The 20,902-nt window shown below is 70.2% G+C and carries 11 protein-coding genes; 10 read left to right on the top strand and 1 reads right to left on the bottom strand.

Translation table 11 applies throughout. From position 1 onward, the window contains the following. Window positions 1–37 precede the first annotated feature (37 nt). The 3 genes from ABXS86_RS08145 (at window position 38) to ABXS86_RS08135 (ending at window position 8,241) form a co-directional block, all read left to right on the top strand. The gene (locus tag ABXS86_RS08145; RefSeq protein ID WP_154096198.1) at window positions 38–3,535 is read left to right on the top strand and encodes a DNA-directed RNA polymerase subunit beta; all 3,498 of its coding nucleotides are present in this window, start codon (window positions 38–40) and stop codon (window positions 3,533–3,535) included. A gap of 56 nt (window positions 3,536–3,591) precedes the next feature. Next, window positions 3,592–7,467 (top strand): DNA-directed RNA polymerase subunit beta', encoded by a 3,876-nt coding sequence (gene rpoC, locus ABXS86_RS08140; RefSeq protein ID WP_307209031.1) that lies wholly within the window; start codon window positions 3,592–3,594, stop codon window positions 7,465–7,467. 174 nt (window positions 7,468–7,641) lie between these two features. Next, window positions 7,642–8,241, top strand: coding sequence for a hypothetical protein (locus tag ABXS86_RS08135; protein ID WP_353666172.1), 600 nt, complete (start codon window positions 7,642–7,644; stop codon window positions 8,239–8,241). A gap of 25 nt (window positions 8,242–8,266) precedes the next feature. On the opposite strand, the gene ABXS86_RS08130 is transcribed toward ABXS86_RS08135, so the two are convergent. Beyond that, window positions 8,267–8,851 (bottom strand): hypothetical protein, encoded by a 585-nt coding sequence (locus ABXS86_RS08130; protein WP_353666171.1) that lies wholly within the window; start codon window positions 8,849–8,851, stop codon window positions 8,267–8,269. 118 nt (window positions 8,852–8,969) lie between these two features. Between ABXS86_RS08130 and ABXS86_RS08125 the strand changes: the two genes are divergently transcribed. The 7 genes from ABXS86_RS08125 to ABXS86_RS08095 all read left to right on the top strand — a co-directional run bounded on the left by ABXS86_RS08125 (window position 8,970) and on the right by ABXS86_RS08095 (window position 20,901). Further along, window positions 8,970–10,046 (top strand): ABC transporter, encoded by a 1,077-nt coding sequence (locus ABXS86_RS08125; protein ID WP_353666170.1) that lies wholly within the window; start codon window positions 8,970–8,972, stop codon window positions 10,044–10,046. An 11-nt stretch (window positions 10,047–10,057) separates the two neighbouring features. Next, entirely contained in the window at window positions 10,058–10,543 is a 486-nt protein-coding gene (locus ABXS86_RS08120; RefSeq protein ID WP_353666169.1) for a hypothetical protein, read from the top strand. Window positions 10,544–10,626: 83 nt separating this feature from the next. Continuing rightward, window positions 10,627–11,289, top strand: coding sequence for a spermidine/putrescine ABC transporter substrate-binding protein (locus ABXS86_RS08115; protein WP_144829799.1), 663 nt, complete (start codon window positions 10,627–10,629; stop codon window positions 11,287–11,289). A 100-nt stretch (window positions 11,290–11,389) separates the two neighbouring features. Further along, the gene (locus ABXS86_RS08110) at window positions 11,390–12,526 is read left to right on the top strand and encodes a serine/threonine-protein kinase (protein ID WP_353666168.1); all 1,137 of its coding nucleotides are present in this window, start codon (window positions 11,390–11,392) and stop codon (window positions 12,524–12,526) included. Then, the gene (locus ABXS86_RS08105) at window positions 12,523–18,474 is read left to right on the top strand and encodes an Ig-like domain-containing protein (RefSeq protein WP_353666167.1); all 5,952 of its coding nucleotides are present in this window, start codon (window positions 12,523–12,525) and stop codon (window positions 18,472–18,474) included. The genes ABXS86_RS08110 and ABXS86_RS08105 overlap by 4 nt, the downstream gene beginning before the upstream one ends. A 42-nt stretch (window positions 18,475–18,516) precedes the next feature. Next, entirely contained in the window at window positions 18,517–19,482 is a 966-nt protein-coding gene (locus tag ABXS86_RS08100; RefSeq protein WP_353666166.1) for an AAA family ATPase, read from the top strand. A gap of 42 nt (window positions 19,483–19,524) precedes the next feature. Then, a complete protein-coding gene (locus ABXS86_RS08095) occupies window positions 19,525–20,901 on the top strand; it encodes a DUF58 domain-containing protein (RefSeq protein WP_353666165.1) in 1,377 nt (458 codons plus the stop codon). Window position 20,902 lies beyond the last annotated feature (1 nt).

Here is a 20,902-nt window from a genome sequence, read left to right as displayed (position 1 = left end):
CACGAGCCCCTCGCCCGGGCTTCTGGAGGTTATTCCCTTGGCTGCTGCGAGCAACGCATCCACCACCACCACCCCCAAGAGCGGACGCGGAGCATCCCGCCTCTCGTTCGCGAAGATCTCCGACAAGCTGACCGTTCCCGATCTGCTCGCACTGCAGACCGAGTCGTTCGACTGGCTCGTCGGTAACGAGGCCTGGAAGGCGCGCGTCGCCGAGGCCCAGGAACAGGGACGCACCGACGTCCCCGAGATCAGCGGACTCGAGGAGATCTTCGAGGAGATCTCTCCCATCGAAGACCTGAGCGAGACGATGCAGCTCTCGTTCACGAACCCGTACCTCGAGCCCGAGAAGTACTCGATCGAAGAGTGCAAGGAGCGCGGCAAGACCTACGCCGCCCCGCTGTACGTCGAGGCCGAGTTCATGAACCACCAGACCGGTGAGATCAAGACCCAGACGGTCTTCATGGGCGACTTCCCGCTCCAGACCGACAAGGGCACGTTCATCATCAACGGCACCGAGCGTGTCGTCGTGTCGCAGCTCGTGCGTTCGCCCGGTGTCTACTTCGACAAGACGCCCGACAAGACCTCCGACAAGGACATCGTGTCGGCGCGCGTCATCCCCTCGCGCGGAGCCTGGCTCGAGTTCGAGATCGACAAGCGCGACCAGGTCGGCGTGCGCATCGACCGCAAGCGCAAGCAGTCGGTCACCGTCTTCCTCAAGGCCCTCGGCCTGACCAGCGAAGACATCCTCGCCGAGTTCTCCGGCTTCGACTCCATCGAAGAGACGCTGTCCAAGGACACGATCCTCACGAAGGAAGACGCCCTCCGCGACATCTACCGCAAGCTCCGTCCGGGCGAGCAGGTCGCCGCCGAGGCCGCCCGCGCGCTGCTGGACAACTTCTACTTCAACTCCAAGCGCTACGACCTGGCCAAGGTGGGTCGCTACAAGATCAACCAGAAGCTCGGTCTCGACAAGCCGCTGAGCGACTCGGTGCTGACCGTCGACGACATCGTCGCCACGATCAAGTACCTCGTGCGCCTGCACCGCGGTGACGTCACGTTCGACGGTGTCCGCGGTGGCCAGGCTGCCGAGATCCGTCTCGACACCGACGACATCGACAACTTCGGCAACCGTCGCATCCGCGCCGTCGGCGAGCTCATCCAGAACCAGGTCCGCACCGGTCTGTCGCGCATGGAGCGCGTCGTCCGCGAGCGCATGACCACGCAGGACATCGAGGCGATCACGCCGCAGACCCTGATCAACGTGCGCCCCGTCGTCGCCGCGATCAAGGAGTTCTTCGGAACCTCGCAGCTGTCGCAGTTCATGGACCAGAACAACCCGCTCGCGGGTCTGACCCACAAGCGCCGCCTGTCGGCCCTGGGCCCCGGCGGTCTGTCGCGTGAGCGCGCCGGCGTCGAGGTCCGCGACGTCCACCCGTCGCACTACGGCCGCATGTGCCCCATCGAGACCCCTGAAGGCCCGAACATCGGTCTGATCGGCTCGCTGGCCTCGTTCGCCCGCATCAACGCCTTCGGTTTCATCGAGACCCCGTACCGTCGCGTCGTCGACGGCCGGGTGACCGACCAGATCGACTACCTCACCGCCAGCGAAGAGAGCGACCACATCGTCGCTCAGGCCGGTGTCGCCCTCCAGGCCGACGGACACTTCGTCGAGGACCGCATCCTCGCGCGTCGTGGCCAGGGTGGCGAGGTCGACCTCTTCCCGAACGACGAGATCGGCTACATGGACGTCTCGCCGCGCCAGATGGTGTCGGTGGCGACCTCGCTCATCCCGTTCCTCGAGCACGACGACGCCAACCGCGCCCTCATGGGTGCGAACATGCAGCGCCAGGCCGTGCCGCTCGTGCGCAGCGAGTCGCCCGTCGTGGGTACCGGTATGGAGGGCTTCGCAGCCATCGACGCCGGTGACGTCGTCACCGCCGACAAGGCCGGTGTGGTCCTGGAGGTCTCGGCCGACGTCGTGACCATCCAGCTCGACGAGGGTGGCACGCAGGACTACTTCCTGCGCAAGTTCGACCGCTCCAACCAGGGCACGTCGTACAACCAGCGCGTGGTCGTCTCGGCCGGCGAGCGCATCGAGGCCGGCGAGGTCATCGCCGACGGTCCTGCGACCGAGAACGGCGAGCTCGCCCTCGGCAAGAACCTCCTCGTGGCGTTCATGACCTGGGAAGGCCACAACTTCGAGGACGCGATCATCCTCAGCCAGGACCTCGTGAAGGACGACACGCTGTCGTCGATCCACATCGAGGAGTACGAGGTCGACGCGCGCGACACGAAGCTCGGCAAGGAGGAGATCACCCGTGACCTCCCCAACGTCAGCCCCGACCTGCTGAAGGACCTCGACGACCGCGGCATCATCCGCATCGGCGCCGAGGTGCGTCCCGGCGACATCCTCGTCGGCAAGGTCACGCCCAAGGGCGAGACCGAGCTGAGCGCCGAGGAGCGCCTGCTCCGCGCGATCTTCAACGAGAAGAGCCGCGAAGTCCGTGACACCTCGCTGAAGGTGCCCCACGGCGAGCAGGGCACGATCATCGCCGTCAAGGAGTTCAACGCCGAAGACGGTGACGACGAGCTCGGCTCGGGCGTCAACCGCCGCGTCGTGGTCTACATCGCCCAGAAGCGCAAGATCACCGAGGGCGACAAGCTCGCCGGCCGCCACGGCAACAAGGGTGTCATCGCCAAGATCCTCCCGATCGAGGACATGCCCTTCCTGTCCGACGGCACGCCGGTCGACATCATCCTCAACCCGCTCGGCATCCCGGGTCGAATGAACTTCGGCCAGGTCCTCGAGCTCCACCTCGGCTGGATCGCCCAGCAGGGCTGGAAGGTCGAGGGCACCCCCGAGTGGGCCGCCCAGCTGCCCGAGGTCGCCCGCGAGGCGGCTCCCGGCACGAAGGTCGCCACCCCGGTGTTCGACGGTGCGTTCGAGGCCGAGATCGCGGGTCTGCTCGACTCGACGATCCCGAACCGCGACGGCGACCGCCTGGTCGACTCCACGGGTAAGACGCTGCTGTTCGACGGCCGCTCCGGCGAGCCGTTCCCGGCGCCCATCTCGGTCGGCTACATGTACATCCTGAAGCTGCACCACCTCGTCGACGACAAGATCCACGCGCGTTCGACGGGCCCGTACTCGATGATCACCCAGCAGCCGCTCGGTGGTAAGGCGCAGTTCGGTGGTCAGCGCTTCGGTGAGATGGAAGTGTGGGCGCTCGAGGCCTACGGTGCCGCGTACGCGCTGCAGGAGCTCCTCACGATCAAGTCCGACGACATCCTCGGCCGCGTCAAGGTGTACGAGGCCATCGTCAAGGGCGAGAACATCCAGGAGCCCGGCATCCCCGAGTCCTTCAAGGTGCTCATGAAGGAGATGCAGTCGCTCTGCCTGAACGTCGAGGTCCTCTCGGCCGACGGCACGGCTGTCAACCTGCGCGACACGGATGACGACGCCTTCCGCGCTGCGGAAGAGCTCGGCATCAACATCTCCAGCCGCTTCGAGTCCTCGTCGATCGACGAGATCTGAGCTTCCAGCTCAGCGACCCAGCTCAGATTTCAGAGAATTCCGACACAGGAGAACCAGTGCTCGAATCAACCACTTTCGATCAGATCCGTATCGGTCTGGCCACCGCCGACGACATCCGTCGTTGGTCCTTCGGTGAGGTCAAGAAGCCCGAGACGATCAACTACCGCACGCTGAAGCCCGAGAAGGACGGCCTCTTCGGCGAGCAGATCTTCGGACCCTCCCGCGACTGGGAGTGCGCCTGCGGAAAGTACAAGCGCGTCCGCTTCAAGGGCATCGTCTGCGAGCGCTGCGGCGTCGAGGTCACCAAGAGCTCGGTCCGTCGCGAGCGCATGGGCCACATCGAGCTCGCCGCGCCCGTCACGCACATCTGGTACTTCAAGGGCGTCCCCTCGCGCCTCGGCTACCTGCTCGACATGGCGCCGAAGGACCTCGAGAAGGTCATCTACTTCGCCGCCTACATGGTCATCTCGGTCGACGAGGATGCTCGTCACCGCGACCTGGCGACGCAGGAGAACAACATCCGTCTCGAGCTCAAGACGCTCGGCGACCGTCGTGACGCCCGCATCGCGGCGCGCATGGCCAAGCTGGAGGAGGAGCTCGCGGCTCTCGAGGCCGAGGGTGCCAAGGCCGACCAGAAGAAGAAGGTCAAGGACGCCGCCGAGAAGGACATGACGGCGGCCCGCAAGAGCGCCGACGAGCAGATCGCCAAGCTCGAGCGCGTGTGGGAGGACTTCCGCACGCTCGAGGTGGGCGCCCTGAAGCCCGAAGACGACGTCTTCCACGAGCTCCAGGACCGCTTCGGTCAGTACTTCGAGGCCCACATGGGCGCGGAGTCGATCAAGCGTCGTCTCGAGGCCTTCGACCTGCAGGCCGAGGCCGACAACCTGCACCTGCAGATCTCCGAGGGCAAGGGCCAGCGCAAGATCCGCGCGATCAAGCGCCTGAAGGTCGTCAACTCGTTCCTGCAGACCGGCATGAGCCCGGCCTCGATGGTGCTCGACGTCGTCCCGGTGATCCCGCCGGAGCTTCGTCCGATGGTCCAGCTCGACGGTGGCCGTTTCGCCACCTCCGACCTGAACGACCTCTACCGTCGCGTGATCAACCGCAACAACCGCCTCCGTCGCCTGATCGACCTCGGTGCCCCCGAGATCATCGTCAACAACGAGAAGCGCATGCTGCAGGAGGCCGTCGACGCACTGTTCGACAACGGTCGGCGTGGTCGCCCCGTCACCGGTACCGGCAACCGCGCCCTGAAGTCCCTGAGCGACATGCTCAAGGGAAAGCAGGGTCGCTTCCGCCAGAACCTGCTCGGAAAGCGCGTGGACTACTCGGGCCGTTCCGTCATCATCGTCGGGCCCCAGCTCAAGCTCCACCAGTGCGGTCTGCCCAAGCAGATGGCCCTGGAGCTGTTCAAGCCCTTCGTGATCAAGCGCCTGATCGACCTCGGTCACTCGCAGAACATCAAGGCCGCCAAGCGCGCCGTCGAGCGCTACCGTCCCGAGGTCTGGGACGTGCTCGAGGAGATCATCCGCGAGCGCCCCGTGCTGCTGAACCGTGCACCCACCCTGCACCGTCTCGGCATCCAGGCGTTCGAGCCCCAGCTCGTCGAGGGCAAGGCGATCCAGCTGCACCCGCTCGTGTGCGCGGCGTTCAACGCCGACTTCGACGGTGACCAGATGGCCGTCCACCTTCCCCTGTCGGTCGAGGCTCAGGCCGAGGCGCGCGTGCTGATGCTCGCCTCGAACAACATCCTCAAGCCGTCGGACGGCCGTCCGGTGACGCTGCCCTCGCAGGACATGATCATCGGTCTGCACCACCTGACCACCCTCAAGGAGGGTGCGAAGGGCGAAGGCCGTGCGTTCGGTTCGGTGGGCGAGGCGATCCTGGCCAAGGACGAGGGCACCCTCGACCTGCAGGCCAAGGCGCGCATCCGCATCCCCGGCCTCACGTTCCTCGAGGGCCAGGCGCCCGAGGGCTACGAGAAGCACGGTCTGGTCGACGCGTCGCTCGGTCAGGCGATCTTCAACGACACGCTCCCGAAGGGCTACCCGTTCGTGCGCGAGCAGGCCGACAAGGGCAAGCTGTCGCAGATCGTCAACAAGCTCGCCGAGGAGTACCCGAAGGTGGAGGTCGCTGCTTCGCTCGACCGCATCAAGGACGCCGGCTTCTACTGGGCCACCCGTTCGGGTGTCACGGTGGCGCTGAGCGACATCCTCACCCCGCCGAACAAGGCGGAGATCGTCGCGGGCTACGAGAAGCAGGCCGCGAAGGTCCAGGGCCAGTACGAGAAGGGTCTCACCACCGACGCCGAGCGTCGTCAGGAGCTCATCAAGATCTGGACCGAGGCCACCGACGAGGTCCAGAAGGCGATGCGGGACAACTTCCCCGCCGACAACACCATCAACCGCATGGTCTCGTCGGGCGCCCGTGGTAACTGGCTGCAGATCCGCAACATCGCGGGTATGCGAGGCCTGGTGAACAACCCCAAGGGTGAGATCATCCCGCGTCCGATCATCTCCTCGTACCGCGAGGGTCTGTCGGTCGCCGAGTACTTCATCGCGACCCACGGTGCCCGTAAGGGTCTGGCCGACACGGCCCTCCGTACGGCCGACTCGGGGTACCTGACGCGTCGTCTCGTCGACGTCTCGCAGGACGTCATCATCCGCGAAGAGGACTGCGGCACGTCGAAGGGCCTCGAGCTCCCGATCGCCGCCGCCGACTCGACCGGTTCGCTGGTCAAGGACGCCAACGTCGAGAACTCGGTGTTCGCTCGCACGCTCGCCACGGCGGTCGTCGACGCGCAGGGCACCGTGCTGGCCGAGGCCGGCGACGACGTGGGCGACGTGCTCATCAACAAGCTGGTCGAAGGTGGCGTGGAGTCGATCAAGGTCCGCTCCGTGCTGACCTGCGACTCGGCCGTGGGTGTCTGCGCGAAGTGCTACGGCCGTTCGCTGGCCACCGGCAAGATCGTCGACATCGGCGAGGCCGTCGGTATCATCGCGGCCCAGTCGATCGGTGAGCCCGGTACCCAGCTGACGATGCGTACCTTCCACACCGGTGGTTCGGCGTCGGCGGATGACATCACGCAGGGTCTTCCCCGTGTGCAGGAGCTGTTCGAGGCCCGTACCCCCAAGGGTGCGTCGCCGATCGCCGAGGCCGACGGCCGCATCACGATCGACGAGACCGACAAGGCCAAGAAGGTCATCCTCACGCCCGACAACGGCGACGAGCCGGTGGTCTACCCCGTCCTGAAGCGCGCGACGCTCCTGGTCGAAGACGGCCAGCACGTCTCGGTCGGCGAGCCGATCCTGGTCGGAACGCTCGACCCCAAGGAGGTCATGCGCGTGCAGGGTGCCCGCGAGGTGCAGAAGTACCTCGTCAACGGCGTCCAGGGCGTGTACCGCTCGCAGGGTGTGCCGATCCACGACAAGCACATCGAGGTCATCGTCCGACAGATGCTCCGCAAGGTCACCGTCGTCGACCACGGCGACACCGACCTGCTGCCCGGTGAGCTGGTGGACTTCAAGCGCTACCAGACCATCAACCGCGAGACGGTCGGCGAGGGCAAGCGCCCCGCGTCGGGTCGTCCCGAGCTGATGGGTATCACCAAGGCGTCGCTCGCGACCGAGTCGTGGCTGTCGGCCGCGTCGTTCCAGGAGACCACCCGCGTTCTGACGCAGGCGGCCATGGAGGGCAAGAGCGACCCGCTGGTCGGCCTCAAGGAGAACGTCATCATCGGAAAGCTCATCCCCGCCGGAACCGGACTTGCGAAGTACCGCAACGTCACGGTCGAGGCGACGGAAGAGGCCAAGAGCGAGCGGTACCCCAACCGCATCTTCGCCTCGGACGGCGCGTACAGCGACGCCGACCTGAGCTACGTCGACTTCGACAGCTTCTCGACGGACGACTTCACGCCCGGCACGTACAACTGATTCAGGGATGCCGCGTCCTCGACGCGGCATCCTGATCACCCTGAAGGCCCCCGGCTCGCGCCGGGGGCCTTCGTCGTGTCAGGGCGGTGTCGACGGCGTGTCGGGCCGGGGTCGCGGCGTGTCGGGGACCCGCTGCCGAGGGGTGGTGCGCCTACCGTGGATGCGGAGGAACGCATGGCCCGGATCGGTGGACGCAGCCTGTGGCTGGCCTGGCCGGCGGGGCTGTTGTGCGCGGCCGCCGTCGGCGGCCTCGTCGTGCTCGCGATGCCCGGTGTGCCGGTCGCGGTCTCCTTCGTCGGTGAGACCCTGCGCGCCGCCTCGACGGTCCCGTCCGACACGGGGGAGCCGCCGCCGCCCCCGGCCTCGGACTGCCGGCACCTCTACTCCCAGCCGCTCTGGTCGTCGCTCGTGTGGTCGCCGGGGGCCCTGCTCTCGCAGCGGCACACGGCCGCCGCCTCGACGCCGGAGGCCGTCGCCGCCGCCGGCGCGACGGTGGTCGTGACGTGCCACTGGCGCGGAGAGGGGGATCGCTCGCTCGAGACGACGGTCTCCACGGTGTCGGACCAGGGGTCCGCGGCCGTTCAGACGACTCTGGCCGGTCAGGGCTTCGCGTGCGCGACGGAAGCCGACACCGTTCATTGCGAGCGCGATGCGGGCGGCGTGGTCGAGATCCACGACCTGCGGGCCGACCGATGGGTGTCATCCACTCTGGTCGACTGGCAACCCCGGGATTACGCCGCGATCGTGGCGTCGCACGCCTTCTTCGGCGAGTGAGGAGTCCGGGTGACCGGCGGCAGGACTACGACCCGAAGATCGACGAGATGATGCTGGCCGTGTACCCCGTGGGCGCCAGGTTCGAGTACTGCGTGTCGATCAGCACGTCGTCGCGCCAGTAGAGCGTGCGCCCGTCGTTGACGGGGTAGGTGTCGTTGATCCACGTCTTCTCGCAGCGCGTGCCCGCGTCGGGGGTGTAGCAGCTGAACCCCTGCGTCGAGACGAGGTCGTTGAGCATGTCGAGGGCGGGGCCGCGGTCCATGCGCGTGATGTGGGTGACGAGTCCGGTGGTGTCGGCGGCGGGGTCGCGCCAGATGCAGGTGAGCGAGCCGTCGGACTGCGCACCCGAGGGACCCATCGCGGGATCGTTCAGGGGAGTGTCGCCGAGTTGCGCCAGCACGTCCGCCGTGAGCATCGACCGGCAGTCCGCGGGGATGCGCACGGCCGTTGCCGTCTGGGTGATCGTCGGAATGGGGGCCGGCGACGAGGAGACGGTCGCCGACGGCGCGGGAGCGGACTCGTCGGCGGCGGGCGCGCACGCGGTGAGGGCGAGCATCGCCGCGCCGAGCGCGACGGCGGTCAGGGCCGGGCGGAGCGGTCGACGAGGCATGCTGACACCCTAAGCGTCCCCGCCGACACGGTCGAGACGACAATGCCCGGCACGCCTGCGCGGCGGCCCGCACGACCCGGGATAGCCTTGCGCGGCAAGCACCGCGTGAGGAGACCCCATGAGCGACCACCAGTCGTACGGCGACCCCGTCGCTGAACCCAAGGATGAAGGGCACGACGTCGTCGGCCGAGCCCACGAGGGACTCGCCGACGCCGAGGCGGCGCGCCGCGATGCGGTCGACCCGCAGGAGGCGCAGGCCGCCTGGGACGAGCGCGAAGACCACGAGCGCGAGGCAGCGGCCCCGCTCGCCGCGCGCAGCGAGCACACGGCTCCCGTCGTCCACGACGCCTCGCCGGTGCCGCCGCAGTCCACCTCGCAGACGGATCTCGACGACGAAGACGCTCGCTGGGCCGCCTACGCCGCCTCCGCCGAGTCCGAAAACGCGGCGCCGCGCACCACCGCGTACGACGCCCCCGTCGCGCACACCGGCCACGTCGACCAGACGGCGGCGACCACCGCCGCTCCCGCGGTCGCCGGAGCCGCGGCCGGTGCGGCCGCCGGTACCGGTGCCGCCACCGCGTCGACGGCGCCGGTCTACGACGAACCCGCCCGCGTCGGCGGCGGAGCGCAGCCGATCTTCGTGCAGGCGCCCGAGGCGCCCCGTCCGCGCGGCAACCGCGGCGCGGCCGGCGCCATCGGTCTGCTCGCCGCCCTCGTCTTCGCCGTGCTGTACCTCGCGGCGACCCTCGGTCTGGGCCTGCTCTCCGGAGACTTCGCCGCGGCCGACCTCGGTCGTGAGGCGCTCGCGACCCTCGCCACGGCGGGCCTCTGGGTGCCGACGGTCGCCTTCTACCTCGGCTTCTGGTTCCTCGGTGCGCTGATCAACCGCGGACGCTGGGGCCACTGGGTGGTCTGGGGCCTGCTCGTGGGCGTCGTCGCCTGGGCCGGTCATCTGCTGGGTGCGCTCCTGGGTGCCCCGTTCTGGATGATCACGGCGCGTCAGTCGTTCGAGCTGCTGCAGGACAACCTGCTCGCCCCCCTCGGAATCGTGGCCTTCGTCCTCGGCCGTGAGCTCACCATCTGGTTCGGCGCGTGGGTGTCGGCCCGCGGTCGCCGCGTCACCGAGATCAACGCCGAGGCGCAGCGCGAGTACGAGCGCACCCTCGAGGCCGGCCCTCAGCTCTCCCAGCGCTGAGACCGGATGCCATGACGAACGAGCCGCGACCGGCGGGGGTAACCCCGCCGGTCGCCGTCGTCTTCGCGACCGTCGTCTGCGTCGCGCTGTCGATCGGCGGGCTCGGGGTGGTGAGTCTCGTGCTCGACGCCGACGTCATCCCGGTGCGCGGCCTGGGCGTCGTCCCGGGTGTCATCGGCCAGGTGTTCGCCTTCGCCGCCTTCGCGGGCGTGCTGCTGTGGGGTGTGCGGGCCGACCCGCCGTCGTACCTGACGGCGGTGCCGTGCGCGATCGGCGCCTATGTGGGCGAGATCCTCGGCATCGTCGTCGGAGCGCTCGTCAGCGGAGCCGACCCGGCGCGGGGGCTGTCGGCGGCGGGGAGCGTGGCCATCGGATTCGCCGGGCCGGTCGTCGCCCTCGCGGCGCTCCTGGCGGCGTTCTTCGGCGTCTTCCTCGTGCGCTCCCGCACCAGCGGCCCGCGCTGGCGCTGGGAGGACGATGACGACGACGCGCCCTGATCTCGGCGCGAGACGGTGTTCCCGGAACGGCGCGCAGCACGGCATCCGCGTACTTCCGGGCGTGTCGCACTAGCCTTAGGGCCGTGGAGCGCTCCCTCGAGTCGCAGGTGAGCCAGGCGGTCGACGCCTGGCTGCGCTGGCTGCCGCGCTGGGAGCCCGCGAACCACCGCGGCCGCATCGCCCCGTGCCGCCGGTGCTTCGGCTCGCCGGTCCTGTCGGCGGCGGGGCTCGGAGCCGACGTGCCGCACGGTGTGCAGCACGGTCTGTCGACGCGCGTGAAGAGCATCGTCGACCACGCCGTCGCCGAGTACACCTCGCGCAACCTGCCGATGCTGCAGGCCGAGCTCGACCAGCAGGCCGAGCGCAATCGCCGCCGCACCTATCGCCCCGCTGAAGACCTCGAGCCGGAGTTCGAGGGCATGCCGCTCGACCCCGACCCCGAGCCCGGTTCGCCGTTCCTGTTCACCCTGTCGGGCCTCGCCGCCGAGGAGGATGCGGCGCTCCCCGCCCTTCCTCCCCTGTCGGATGCCGCCAAGGCCGCGCTCCGGCAGGAGGTGGGGCTCGCCGACGACTACGCCAACATGATCGGTCGAGAGGTGTGCACGGTGCTGCTGCACCACCGACTCCGCATCCAGGCCGCGGTCGCCGAATACGTCGAGCCGCAGATCGCTGCCCTCCTCGACGAACTGACGCGCTCTCTCGACGCTCCTTTCGATCCACGCGAACCGGGGCCGTCGGCGACCTGACCCCTGTGGACGGGCGCGCGGGTCTCATCGACTGCTTTGTTAGCATCGACGGGTTGTCCGCCGCGTCGGTGCGGGCGTGTCGTGCGGGGGAGGGGGCTCGATGCCGCAGCGGCTTCCGTCGTCGCCGCCCATCCTGCCCGGGCTGGCCTACATCCGTCCCCTCGGCTCCGGTGGATTCGCCGACGTGTTCCTGTACGGCCAGGACATGCCTCGTCGCGACGTCGCGGTGAAGGTGCTGCCGAGCGACGTGCGCGACCCCGATCTTCTGCGCATGTTCAACGCCGAGGCCGACGTGCTCGCCCACCTGTCGGCGCACCCGTCGATCGTCACCGTCTATCAGGCGGGGATCTCCGCCGACGGTCGGCCCTACATCGTCATGGAGTTCTGCCCGGGTTCGCTCTCGCAGCGCTATCGCGTCGAGCGGATGCCGGTGGACGAGGTGCTGTCGATCGGGGTGCGCATGGCGGGCGCGCTCGAGTCCGCGCACCACGCGGGCCTCATCCACCGCGATGTGAAGCCGAGCAACATCCTCGTCACGACCTTCGGGGCGCCGGTTCTCGCCGACTTCGGCATCTCGTCGTCGCTCGTGCGCCAGGGTGCCGACGAGATGCTCGCGATGTCGGTCCCGTGGAGCGCCCCCGAGGTCGTCGCCGAGCAGACCGCCGGCACCGTCGCCAGCGAGGTGTGGAGCCTGGGCGCGACGGTGTACTCGCTGCTCGCGGGCCAGAGCCCGTTCGAGCGGCGCGAGAAGGGCCAGAACTCCCGAGAGCAGTTGCGCCGCCGTATCGCCCGCGCCTCGTACACCGACATCGGCCGCGGCGACGTCCCGGCTTCGCTGCAGGCGGTGCTGGCCCGGTCGATGTCGCGCGATCCGGCCGATCGCCACGCGAGCGCCCGCGCCTTCGGCGAGGCGCTCCAGGCCGTGCAGACCGAGCTGGGGCTGCCGGCGACACCCCTCGAGGTCCCCGCCGCGGAATGGACGGCCACGGCGCGCGCCGTCGATTTCGCCGACGGCACGCTGCGCGGTCCCGCCCGCTCGCGCATCGAGCGAGAGGGCTCGCGCAAACTGCGCAGCTCGTCCGGCATCACCGGCTATGCCCGCGACGAAGACACCGACATCGCCTCGGGCAACGCGGGCGCCTCGCGCGCGCTGCCGTGGATCCTGGCATCCGCCACCCTCGTCACCGCCGGAGCGGTCGTCGTCGCCGCACTATTCGCCACGGGAGTGCTGCGGTGAAGCGCCGCACGATCGCCGGCCTCGGGGCCACCATCGCCGCCGCCGCGCTCGTGGTGACGGCGAGCATCGTCTGGCCCGGGCTCGACGCGCAGCAGACGCCCGAGGTCGACACCTCGGTGTGGGCCCTGCAGACCGGAGACGGGCAGCGCTACGCGCGGGTGAACACCGCCGTGGGCGAGCTCGACACCGTGCGCAGCGCCGGCAACCCGAGTCAGGTCGCGCAGTCGCCCGAGGGTGCGTTCCTCTTCACCGACAGCTTCAGCAAGCTCGCTCGCATCGACGAGGCCCAGCCCGTCGACCTGCAGGACGACCAGCTCGAAGCCGCCCCCGACACCCCTCCGGGAACGACCTCGGTCGTCACCGCGGGCGACTACGTCGTCTACCGCACCGATTCGGGGACGCTGTTCGCCAGCCGACTCAGCCGAGCCGGGCAGGCGGCCACCGAGCTCGACCCGTTCGACACGTCGTCGGACGACGCCGCGCCGGCGTACACGTCCGATGCCGTGGCGCTCGATGCGCGGGGCATGCTGTTCGCCTATTCGTCCGCCGACGGCTCCGTCATCCGCTACGACATCGAGGCCGACGAGCTCCGCGGCCGCGATGCGCTCGACGCGCAGGTGACCACGCCGCTGCTCTCGGCGGCGGGTGACACCTGGGTGCTCGTGGACGCGGACTCCGGCCGCACCTGGAGACGCGGTGCGGATCCCGTCGACATCGAGGCCGGCGAGCAGCTCTTCGTCTCCGACGCGGATGCCGATGCCCGAGCCGTCTACGTCGCCGACGACCAGTCGCTGTGGAGCATCCCGGCCGACGGCTCGGAGCCGCGGCGCGAGGTCGGCGGCGGCGGCAACGTGCTGGGGCAGCCCGCGCGGCCGCTGTCGCACGAGGGCGTCGCGTACGCCGCCTGGCTGCTGCCGGGCGAGGCGCGCGGCACGCTGTGGCGCTCGGATCAGGGCGAGACCGAACTCGACTACGCCGGCCAGACCATGCCCGATCAGCGCCGCCCGGTGTTCGTCGCCACCGATCACGCCGTCATCCTCAACGAGACCCGCACCGGCTGGGTGTGGACGGTGCCCGACGGTGCGCTCGTCGCGTCGAGTCAGAACTGGTCGCTCGACGACCGCACCGAGCAGACCGCCGTGCAGAGCGACGAGCAGCTGAGCGTGGTGCTCGATCCCAAGCCGCCGATCGCCGAGCCCGACGCCTTCGGTGTGCGCGCCGGACGCCTCACCACTCTGCCCGTGCTCCTGAACGACCACGATCCGAACGAAGACGTCCTGAGCATCGTCGCCGAGAGCGTCACCGGTCTCGACCCGGGCTTCGGCACGCTCACCGACACCGACTCCGGCCAACGCCTCGTGGTGCGCGTGGCCGCCGGCGCCACCGGCAGCGCGACCTTCAGCTACACCGTCACCGACGGCACCGCCGTCGACGGGCTCACGTCGGCGCCCACCACCGTCACCCTCACCGTCTCACCCCCCGAGACGAACGCGGCGCCCGCCTGGTGCGGCGTCGAGGGATGCCTGCAGCAGTGGCCCACGCCCGAGGTGCAGCGCGGCGGGACCATCACAGTGCCCGTGCTCCCCGGGTGGGTCGACCCCGACGGCGACCCCCTGCTGCTGCTGTCGGTCGACAACCCCGGTGACGTCGGCACCGTGGCCTCGACCCCCGGCGGCGACGTGGTCTACCAGCACGCCGACGACGGCTCGGGTGCGGAGCAGAACGTGCAGCTCGATGTGACCGTCGCCGACACCGACGGCGCCGTCACGACGAAGCCCCTCGTGATCCGTGTCCTGCCCGATCCGGCGCTCGCCGTGCAGTCGTTCGCGCGGATCGACACCGTGGGCACCTCGCTCGCGGTCGACGTCGGCCCGCACGTCACCGGGACCGCCGGCGACGTCTCGCTCACCTCCGTTCGCGTGCTCGACGCCGCCGCCGCCACCGCGACGGTCGTCGGCGGCAGCACGACCTTCGACTTCACGGCATCCGCCCCCGGGGTCTACCGCGTCGACTTCACCGTCAACGGCGGGGGGCGCGATGCGACCGGCACCGCACGCATCACGCTTCTGCCCGCTGACGCGCCGGCGCAGTTGTCGACCTCTCCGGTCGTGGCCTTCGTGCGCCCGCAAGAAGATGCGACCCTCGACGTCTTCAGCGCGGTGTCGAACCCCACCGGTCGCGTGCTGCTGCTCAGCGACGTGACCCCCGCGGCGTCCGACGGGGCGTCGCTCACCGTGGACACGGTCGCCCAGAACGACCTGCGCGTCTCGGGCAGCACCGCCGACGGGAGCGCGGGGCTCCTGGGCACCGTCGGCTACACCGTCAGCGACGGCACCGACGACGAGGGTTCCAGCGTGGTCGGCGAGGCGACGGTGTACCTGCTCCCTCCGGCCCCCGAGATCGCCCCCATCGCCGTCGATGACACCGTGACGGTGCGCGCGGGGGCGCAGATCGACATCCCGGTGCTCGACAACGACATCTCGCCCGCCGGGGGGCGGCCGACGCTCGATCCCGCGAGCATCCAGGCCCAGCCCGCCAGCGACGCGCTCGCCTTCGCCTCGGGCGGGGTGCTGCGCTACCTCGCGCCCACCGCACCCGGCTCGTACGAGGTGACCTACCGCGTCTACACGACAGGCACCCCGGCGCTGTGGGATGAGGCGACGGTGCGCATCACCGTGCTCGGCGACGAGGCCAACCGCGCGCCGCTCCCCGACACCCTCGAGGGGCGCGTGCTCAGCGGCGGCACCACCACGATCGACTTCTCGGCGTTCGGCGTCGATCCCGACGGCGACGCCGTCACCCTCGACCGCATCGTCGCCCAGCCCGACCGCGGCACCGCCACCGTCGCGCCCGACGGATCGTCGATCGTGTACTCCTCGATCCCCGGCGATCGTGGACAGGTGTCGTTCCGCTACCGGGTGTCCGACTCGGCGGGCGCGACCGGCGAGGGCACCGTGCGCATCGGCATCCTGAACGCCGAGGCCAACCCCAGCCCCGTCACCTTCACCGACTACGTGCAGGTGCAGGCCGGGGCCGACCGCACGATCCGGGTGAGCCCCCTGGCCAACGACATCGACCCGACGCAGGGGCGGCTGACGCTCACGGGCGTGCGCCCCGACCTTCCCGAGACCCTCGTCGACGACAGCGCCAATCCCGAATTCGCGCGCATCGCGGGCTTCATCGACACCGTGACCGACACCGGCGTCGTGCTCCGCGCGGGCGAACAGCCCGGCACGATGTCGTTCCTCTACGACGTCTCCAGCGACTCCGGCAACACCGGTCGGGGCCTGATCGTCGTGAAGGTGGTCCGCGAGAGCGTGCCCGACTACCCGGTGGTGACCGACACCGTGCTGACGGTCGAGAATCGCGACGACTTCACCGGCGGCGTCGACGTGCTCGCCGGTCGGGCGACCTGGGCCGGCGGCGAGGTCGGCGACCTCGACGTGTCGCTGTGGGGTACGCCGCAGGGCGTGCAGCTCGACGGCCGCCGCATCTCGGGCGAGCTCCCGGCGACCCGGCGGGTCATCCCCTTCGCCGTCACCGGGCGCGCCGGCGACACCGACGTCACGACCTACGCCTTCCTGCGCGTGCCCGGCGACGACGACGTGAGCCTGTCGCTGCGCCCGGGCTCGGCCCAGCGCGTCGACGAGCTCGCCTCGGTCGAGTTCGACATGGCCTCGCTCGTCGCCGTGCCGCGGCGGGCGACGCTCGAGGTCGGCACCGACGTGGCGTCGTCGGGCGCGCGGGCTGAGGGGAAGTGCTCGGTGTCGGGCTCGGTCGTGCGCTACGACGCGGGCACCGGCTCGCCCTGGACCGACTCGTGCCAGGTGCCGGTGCGCGTGGCCGGCACCGAGGACTGGACCATCGTCTCGGTGCCGATCGGCGTCGTCGCGCGCGACCCTCAGCCCGAGCTGCGCCCAGGAGCCCTGACGGTCGGCCCCGGTGAGACCGAGATGTTCGATCTGCGCAACATGACCACTTGGCAGCTCGGTCGGGAGGACTGGGACGGCATCCGTTACGCCGTCGACTACTCGGGCTCCGCGTTCGACGTCCGGCTCGACGGCTCGACGGTGACGGTCGTCGGCGACGACCGGGCGGTCCCGGGCACCGAGAAGGCGGCGGTGATCTCTGTCACGAGCCACAACGCGGTCGCCCCCGCCCGACTCGTCATCCGCGTGGGCGCGGCCCCCTCGACGCTTCCTCAGGGCGGTACGACGTCGGAGCAGTGCTCCCAAGCGTCGGGCAAGAGCTGCACGATCGACGTGGTCGGTGCCAGCGGCGAGGTGAACCCCCTGCCGCGCACCCCGCTCGAGGTCGTGGGCGTGCGCGCCGCGGCGGCGTGCACGGGAGTGAGCTTCGCCGTCGCCTCGGACTCCGCCGTCGTCGCCTCGTGGAGCGATGACGCCCCGGGCGGCACCTGCAGCGCCAGCGTCACCCTGCGCGACGCGCAGGGCCGCACGACGGCATCCACCCGCGACGCCCGGGTCGTGCTCGACCTGCTCGGCTACCCCCGTGCTCCCGCGAGCGTGCGCCAGACGGCGTACGCCGACGGCTCCCTCACGCTGCGCGTCGACGCCGGCGAGGCGCGTCGCGCCTATCCCGCGTTGAGCGGCTTCGTCGTGCGGTACGGGGGAGACATCGTCGCCCGGTGCGCCCCCGACGGCTCGTGCCCGGCGATCTCGGCGCCCAACGGCGAGCAGCGCGAGTACGTCGTCACCGCGATCAACAGCGTGGGCGAGTCGCGCGGCGCCGTGCGCACCACGGCGTGGTCGTACGACGCCCCCGGTCGCCCGTCGGGCGGCGACTTCGCCCCCGTCTCGAACGGGGGAGAGGGCGGTGTCGCCGATCTGACGATCCGCGGCATCGACTCGGCCGAGACCGGCACCCTCGAGGTCAAGAGCGCGGCCGGCGAGACCAAGACCGTCTCGATCGGTCGCAACCAGGACACCGTCTCGCTGAAGGGCTTCGGCGTCGGCAGCAACTCGTCGACGCAGATCTCGGTGACGCCGATCTCGCGCTTCACCGTGCCTCCCGGGCTCGGCGGTTCGCAGACCGGGCAGACCCTCACCTTCACCGCCCACGGCGTCGGCAAGCCGCAGCAGCTCGCGCTGACGCTGACGTCGAAGCCCACCGGAAACGGCAAGGTCACGATCGTCGCCGAGGGGTCGGCGTCGAAGAACGGCGACGATTCCGAGCTGCGCTACGGCTTCACCCTGAACGGATCGTGCAAGACGAGCGGGACGCAGGCGCGGGCGGAGTTCCCGAACCAGGACGACGGCGAGACCTACACCGTGCGCATGTGCGTCGATTCCGTGTACGACGGCACGGTCTTCGGGTCGGATGCCACGGAGAAGAGCATCGACGCGACCCAGGACTCCGCGGCTCCCCAGGGCTACACGTTCCGCGTCGACTCGCGCCCCGCCGTGAACGGCGACAAGGCGACGTGGACGATCCGCGACATCCAGGAGGGCGACAAGCCCCCGCGCAACAACCGGGTCGTCTACGAGGACTGGGGCCCCGGCAGCGACGTGTTCGGACGCGATCCCGGCATCGGCGTCTTCTTCCAGCACAACCTGTGGGGGACGAGGTCGAACCGCGGCGTCGTCGAGGCGGCGGCCGGCAGCGCCCCGTACCAGGTGCGGGCATCGGCGCGCATCGGGTCGTGCGTCGCGGGGAATCCCCTGACCGTGCGCGGCGACACCACCAACGACGTCGGCCGCACCACGGTCGACATCAGCGGGGTCCGCTACTTCGACAAGAACGACCGACCCATCGCGACCACCGACCCCTCGATCGTCCCCAACGGGGCGACCCGCGTCGAGAACGCCAAGATCGCCGTGCACTGGGGCGACCAGGGCTGGAACCTCGACCCCGCCACCCTCGTCACCCGCGGCGGCTGCGACCCGGGCAAGTCCTCGCCCTCCCAACCGCCCAAGGGCAACGGCTGAGCGCCGCCCCCGTCCATCCCCCGACAGGAAGAACGCACCGACATGACGATCACCCAGGAGCAGGCCACCTGGTTCTCCCAGACCTTCTCGCAGATCGCCGACAACGTCGAGCGCGCCGTCCTCGGCAAGCGTCACGTCGTGGAGCTCGTGCTGACGGCGATGCTCAGCGACGGGCACGTGCTGCTCGAAGACGTGCCGGGCACGGGGAAGACCTCTCTCGCGCGTGCCGTGGGGCAGACCGTGCAGGGCACCAACACCCGCATCCAGTTCACCCCCGACCTGCTGCCCGGTGACATCACCGGCATCACCGTGTACGACCAGAAGACCGGGTCGTTCGAGTTCCACTCCGGCCCGATCTTCGCCAACATCGTGCTCGCCGACGAGATCAACCGCGCGAGCCCCAAGACGCAGTCGGCCCTGCTCGAGGTGATGGAGGAGGGCAAGGTCACCATCGACGGCGTCTCCCGCGAGGTCGGCGTGCCCTTCCTCGTGCTCGCGACGCAGAACCCCGTCGAGCAGGCCGGCACCTACCGCCTGCCCGAGGCGCAGCTCGACCGCTTCCTGCTGCGCACCTCGCTCGGCTATCCGGATCACGCGGCGACGGTCCGCATCCTCGACGGCGCGGCCACGGCCACGGCCGACCTGCGCCCGATCATCACCCCTCAGGCCCTCGTCGGCATGGCCGACCTCGCGGCATCCGTCTACGTCGACGCCCTCGTGCTCGACTACATCGCGCGCCTGGTCGACGCCACGCGCACGGCCGACGAGGTGCGTCTGGGCGTGTCCATCCGCGGAGCCCTGGCGCTCACCCGCGCCACCCGTGCCCGCGCGGCCGCCCAGGGACGCACCTTCGCCACCCCCGACGACGTGAAGGCGCTCGCGGTGGCCGTGCTCTCGCACCGCCTCATCCTGCACCCCGAGGCCGAGTTCGACGGGGTGACGCAGGAGGCCGTCATCGGCCAGGTCCTGCTCGACACGGTTCCGCCCTCGCAGCGCGAGGGCGCCTGACGTGACCGTCGCCATGGCATCCGCGAGCCGGGGAGGTGACCCGTGCCCGATGTGAACCTCACCGAGTCCCGTCTGACGCGCGCCTCCGCGACCACGATGGCCACGGGCTCGCGCACCTCGATCACCTCCACGGCCGCGCGCCGTCAGCGTCGCATCGTGCGGACGGTGGTGCGGATCGCCGAGTGGTGGCGGGTGGCGACGGATGCCGTGCGGGCTGCGGTCCGCTGGGCGGGACGCACCGTGCGCCCCGCCGGAGCCGTGGTCGTCGCGGCCGCCACGATCGGCCTGCTGCTGGGCATCGTCTTCGGATGGGTGGAGTGGATGGTCGCGGGCACCGCGGCGCTGCTGCTGCTCGCGATGGCCGTGCCCTTCCTCTTCGGTGCGCGCGCGTACGAGGTCGATCTCTCGCTCACCCATGAGCGGGTCGTCGCGGGCACGGGGGTGACGGGCGAGATCGTCGTGCGCAACGTCAGCGCGCGTCCCGCCCTGCCCGGTCGTCTCGACATCCCCGTCGGCCGCGGGCTCGTGGAGTTCGGGGTACCCCTGCTGCGCCCCGATCAGAGCACGACCGAGCCGCTCGAGATCCCGCCCCTGCCCCGCGGCGTGGTGCGCGTCGGACCGGTGACGACGGTCCGCAGCGACCCCGTGGGGCTGCTCCGCCGCGAGCACGCCTTCGACGACGTGCACAATCTGTTCGTCCACCCCCGCACGGTGGGTCTGCCGTCCACCAGCGCGGGGCTCGTCCGCGACCTCGAGGGTAATGCGACCCGTCGCCTCGTCGACGCCGACATGTCGTTCCACGCGGTCCGCGAGTACGTCCCGGGTGACTCCCGTCGTCAGGTGCACTGGAAGTCGACGGCCAAGACGGGTCGGTTGATGGTGCGGCAGTACGAGGAGTCGCGACGCTCGCGCATGGCCGTCGTGTTCGCCGCCGCGACGCAGGAATACGCGGATGCCGACGAGTACGAGCTCGCCGTGTCGGCCGCGGCCTCGCTGGGCCTGCGTGCCGTCCGCGATGCGCGTGACATCGACATCGTCACGGGTTCGGAGATCCCGCGTGTGGTCAAGGGGCGCCTGCGCGCCATCCGCCACGTGCCGATCGTCTCGCCTCGGGCGATGCTCGACGGGTTCAGCGCCGTCCAACGGCACGAGAACACCATGCCGGTCGAAGACGTCTGCCGGTTCGCCGCCGAGGCCAACGAGCGCCTGTCGATCGCCTTCGTCGTCGTCGGGTCCGCCGTGCCCCTCGCGCGCCTGCGCCAGGCCGCTCTGGCGTTCCCCGCCGACACCGCCGTCGCCGCGGTCATCTGCGACGAGCGGGCGCACCCGCGCATGCAGAGCATCGCGGGACTCACCGTCCTCACCATCGGAACCCTCGACGACCTGTCGGGCCTGCTGGTTCGCGGAGCCACCTCGTGAG

This window comes from Microbacterium sp. che218 (assembly GCF_040436305.1).
Classification (GTDB): domain Bacteria; phylum Actinomycetota; class Actinomycetes; order Actinomycetales; family Microbacteriaceae; genus Microbacterium; species Microbacterium algihabitans.
This window is presented reverse-complemented; position numbering and strand designations above follow the sequence as displayed.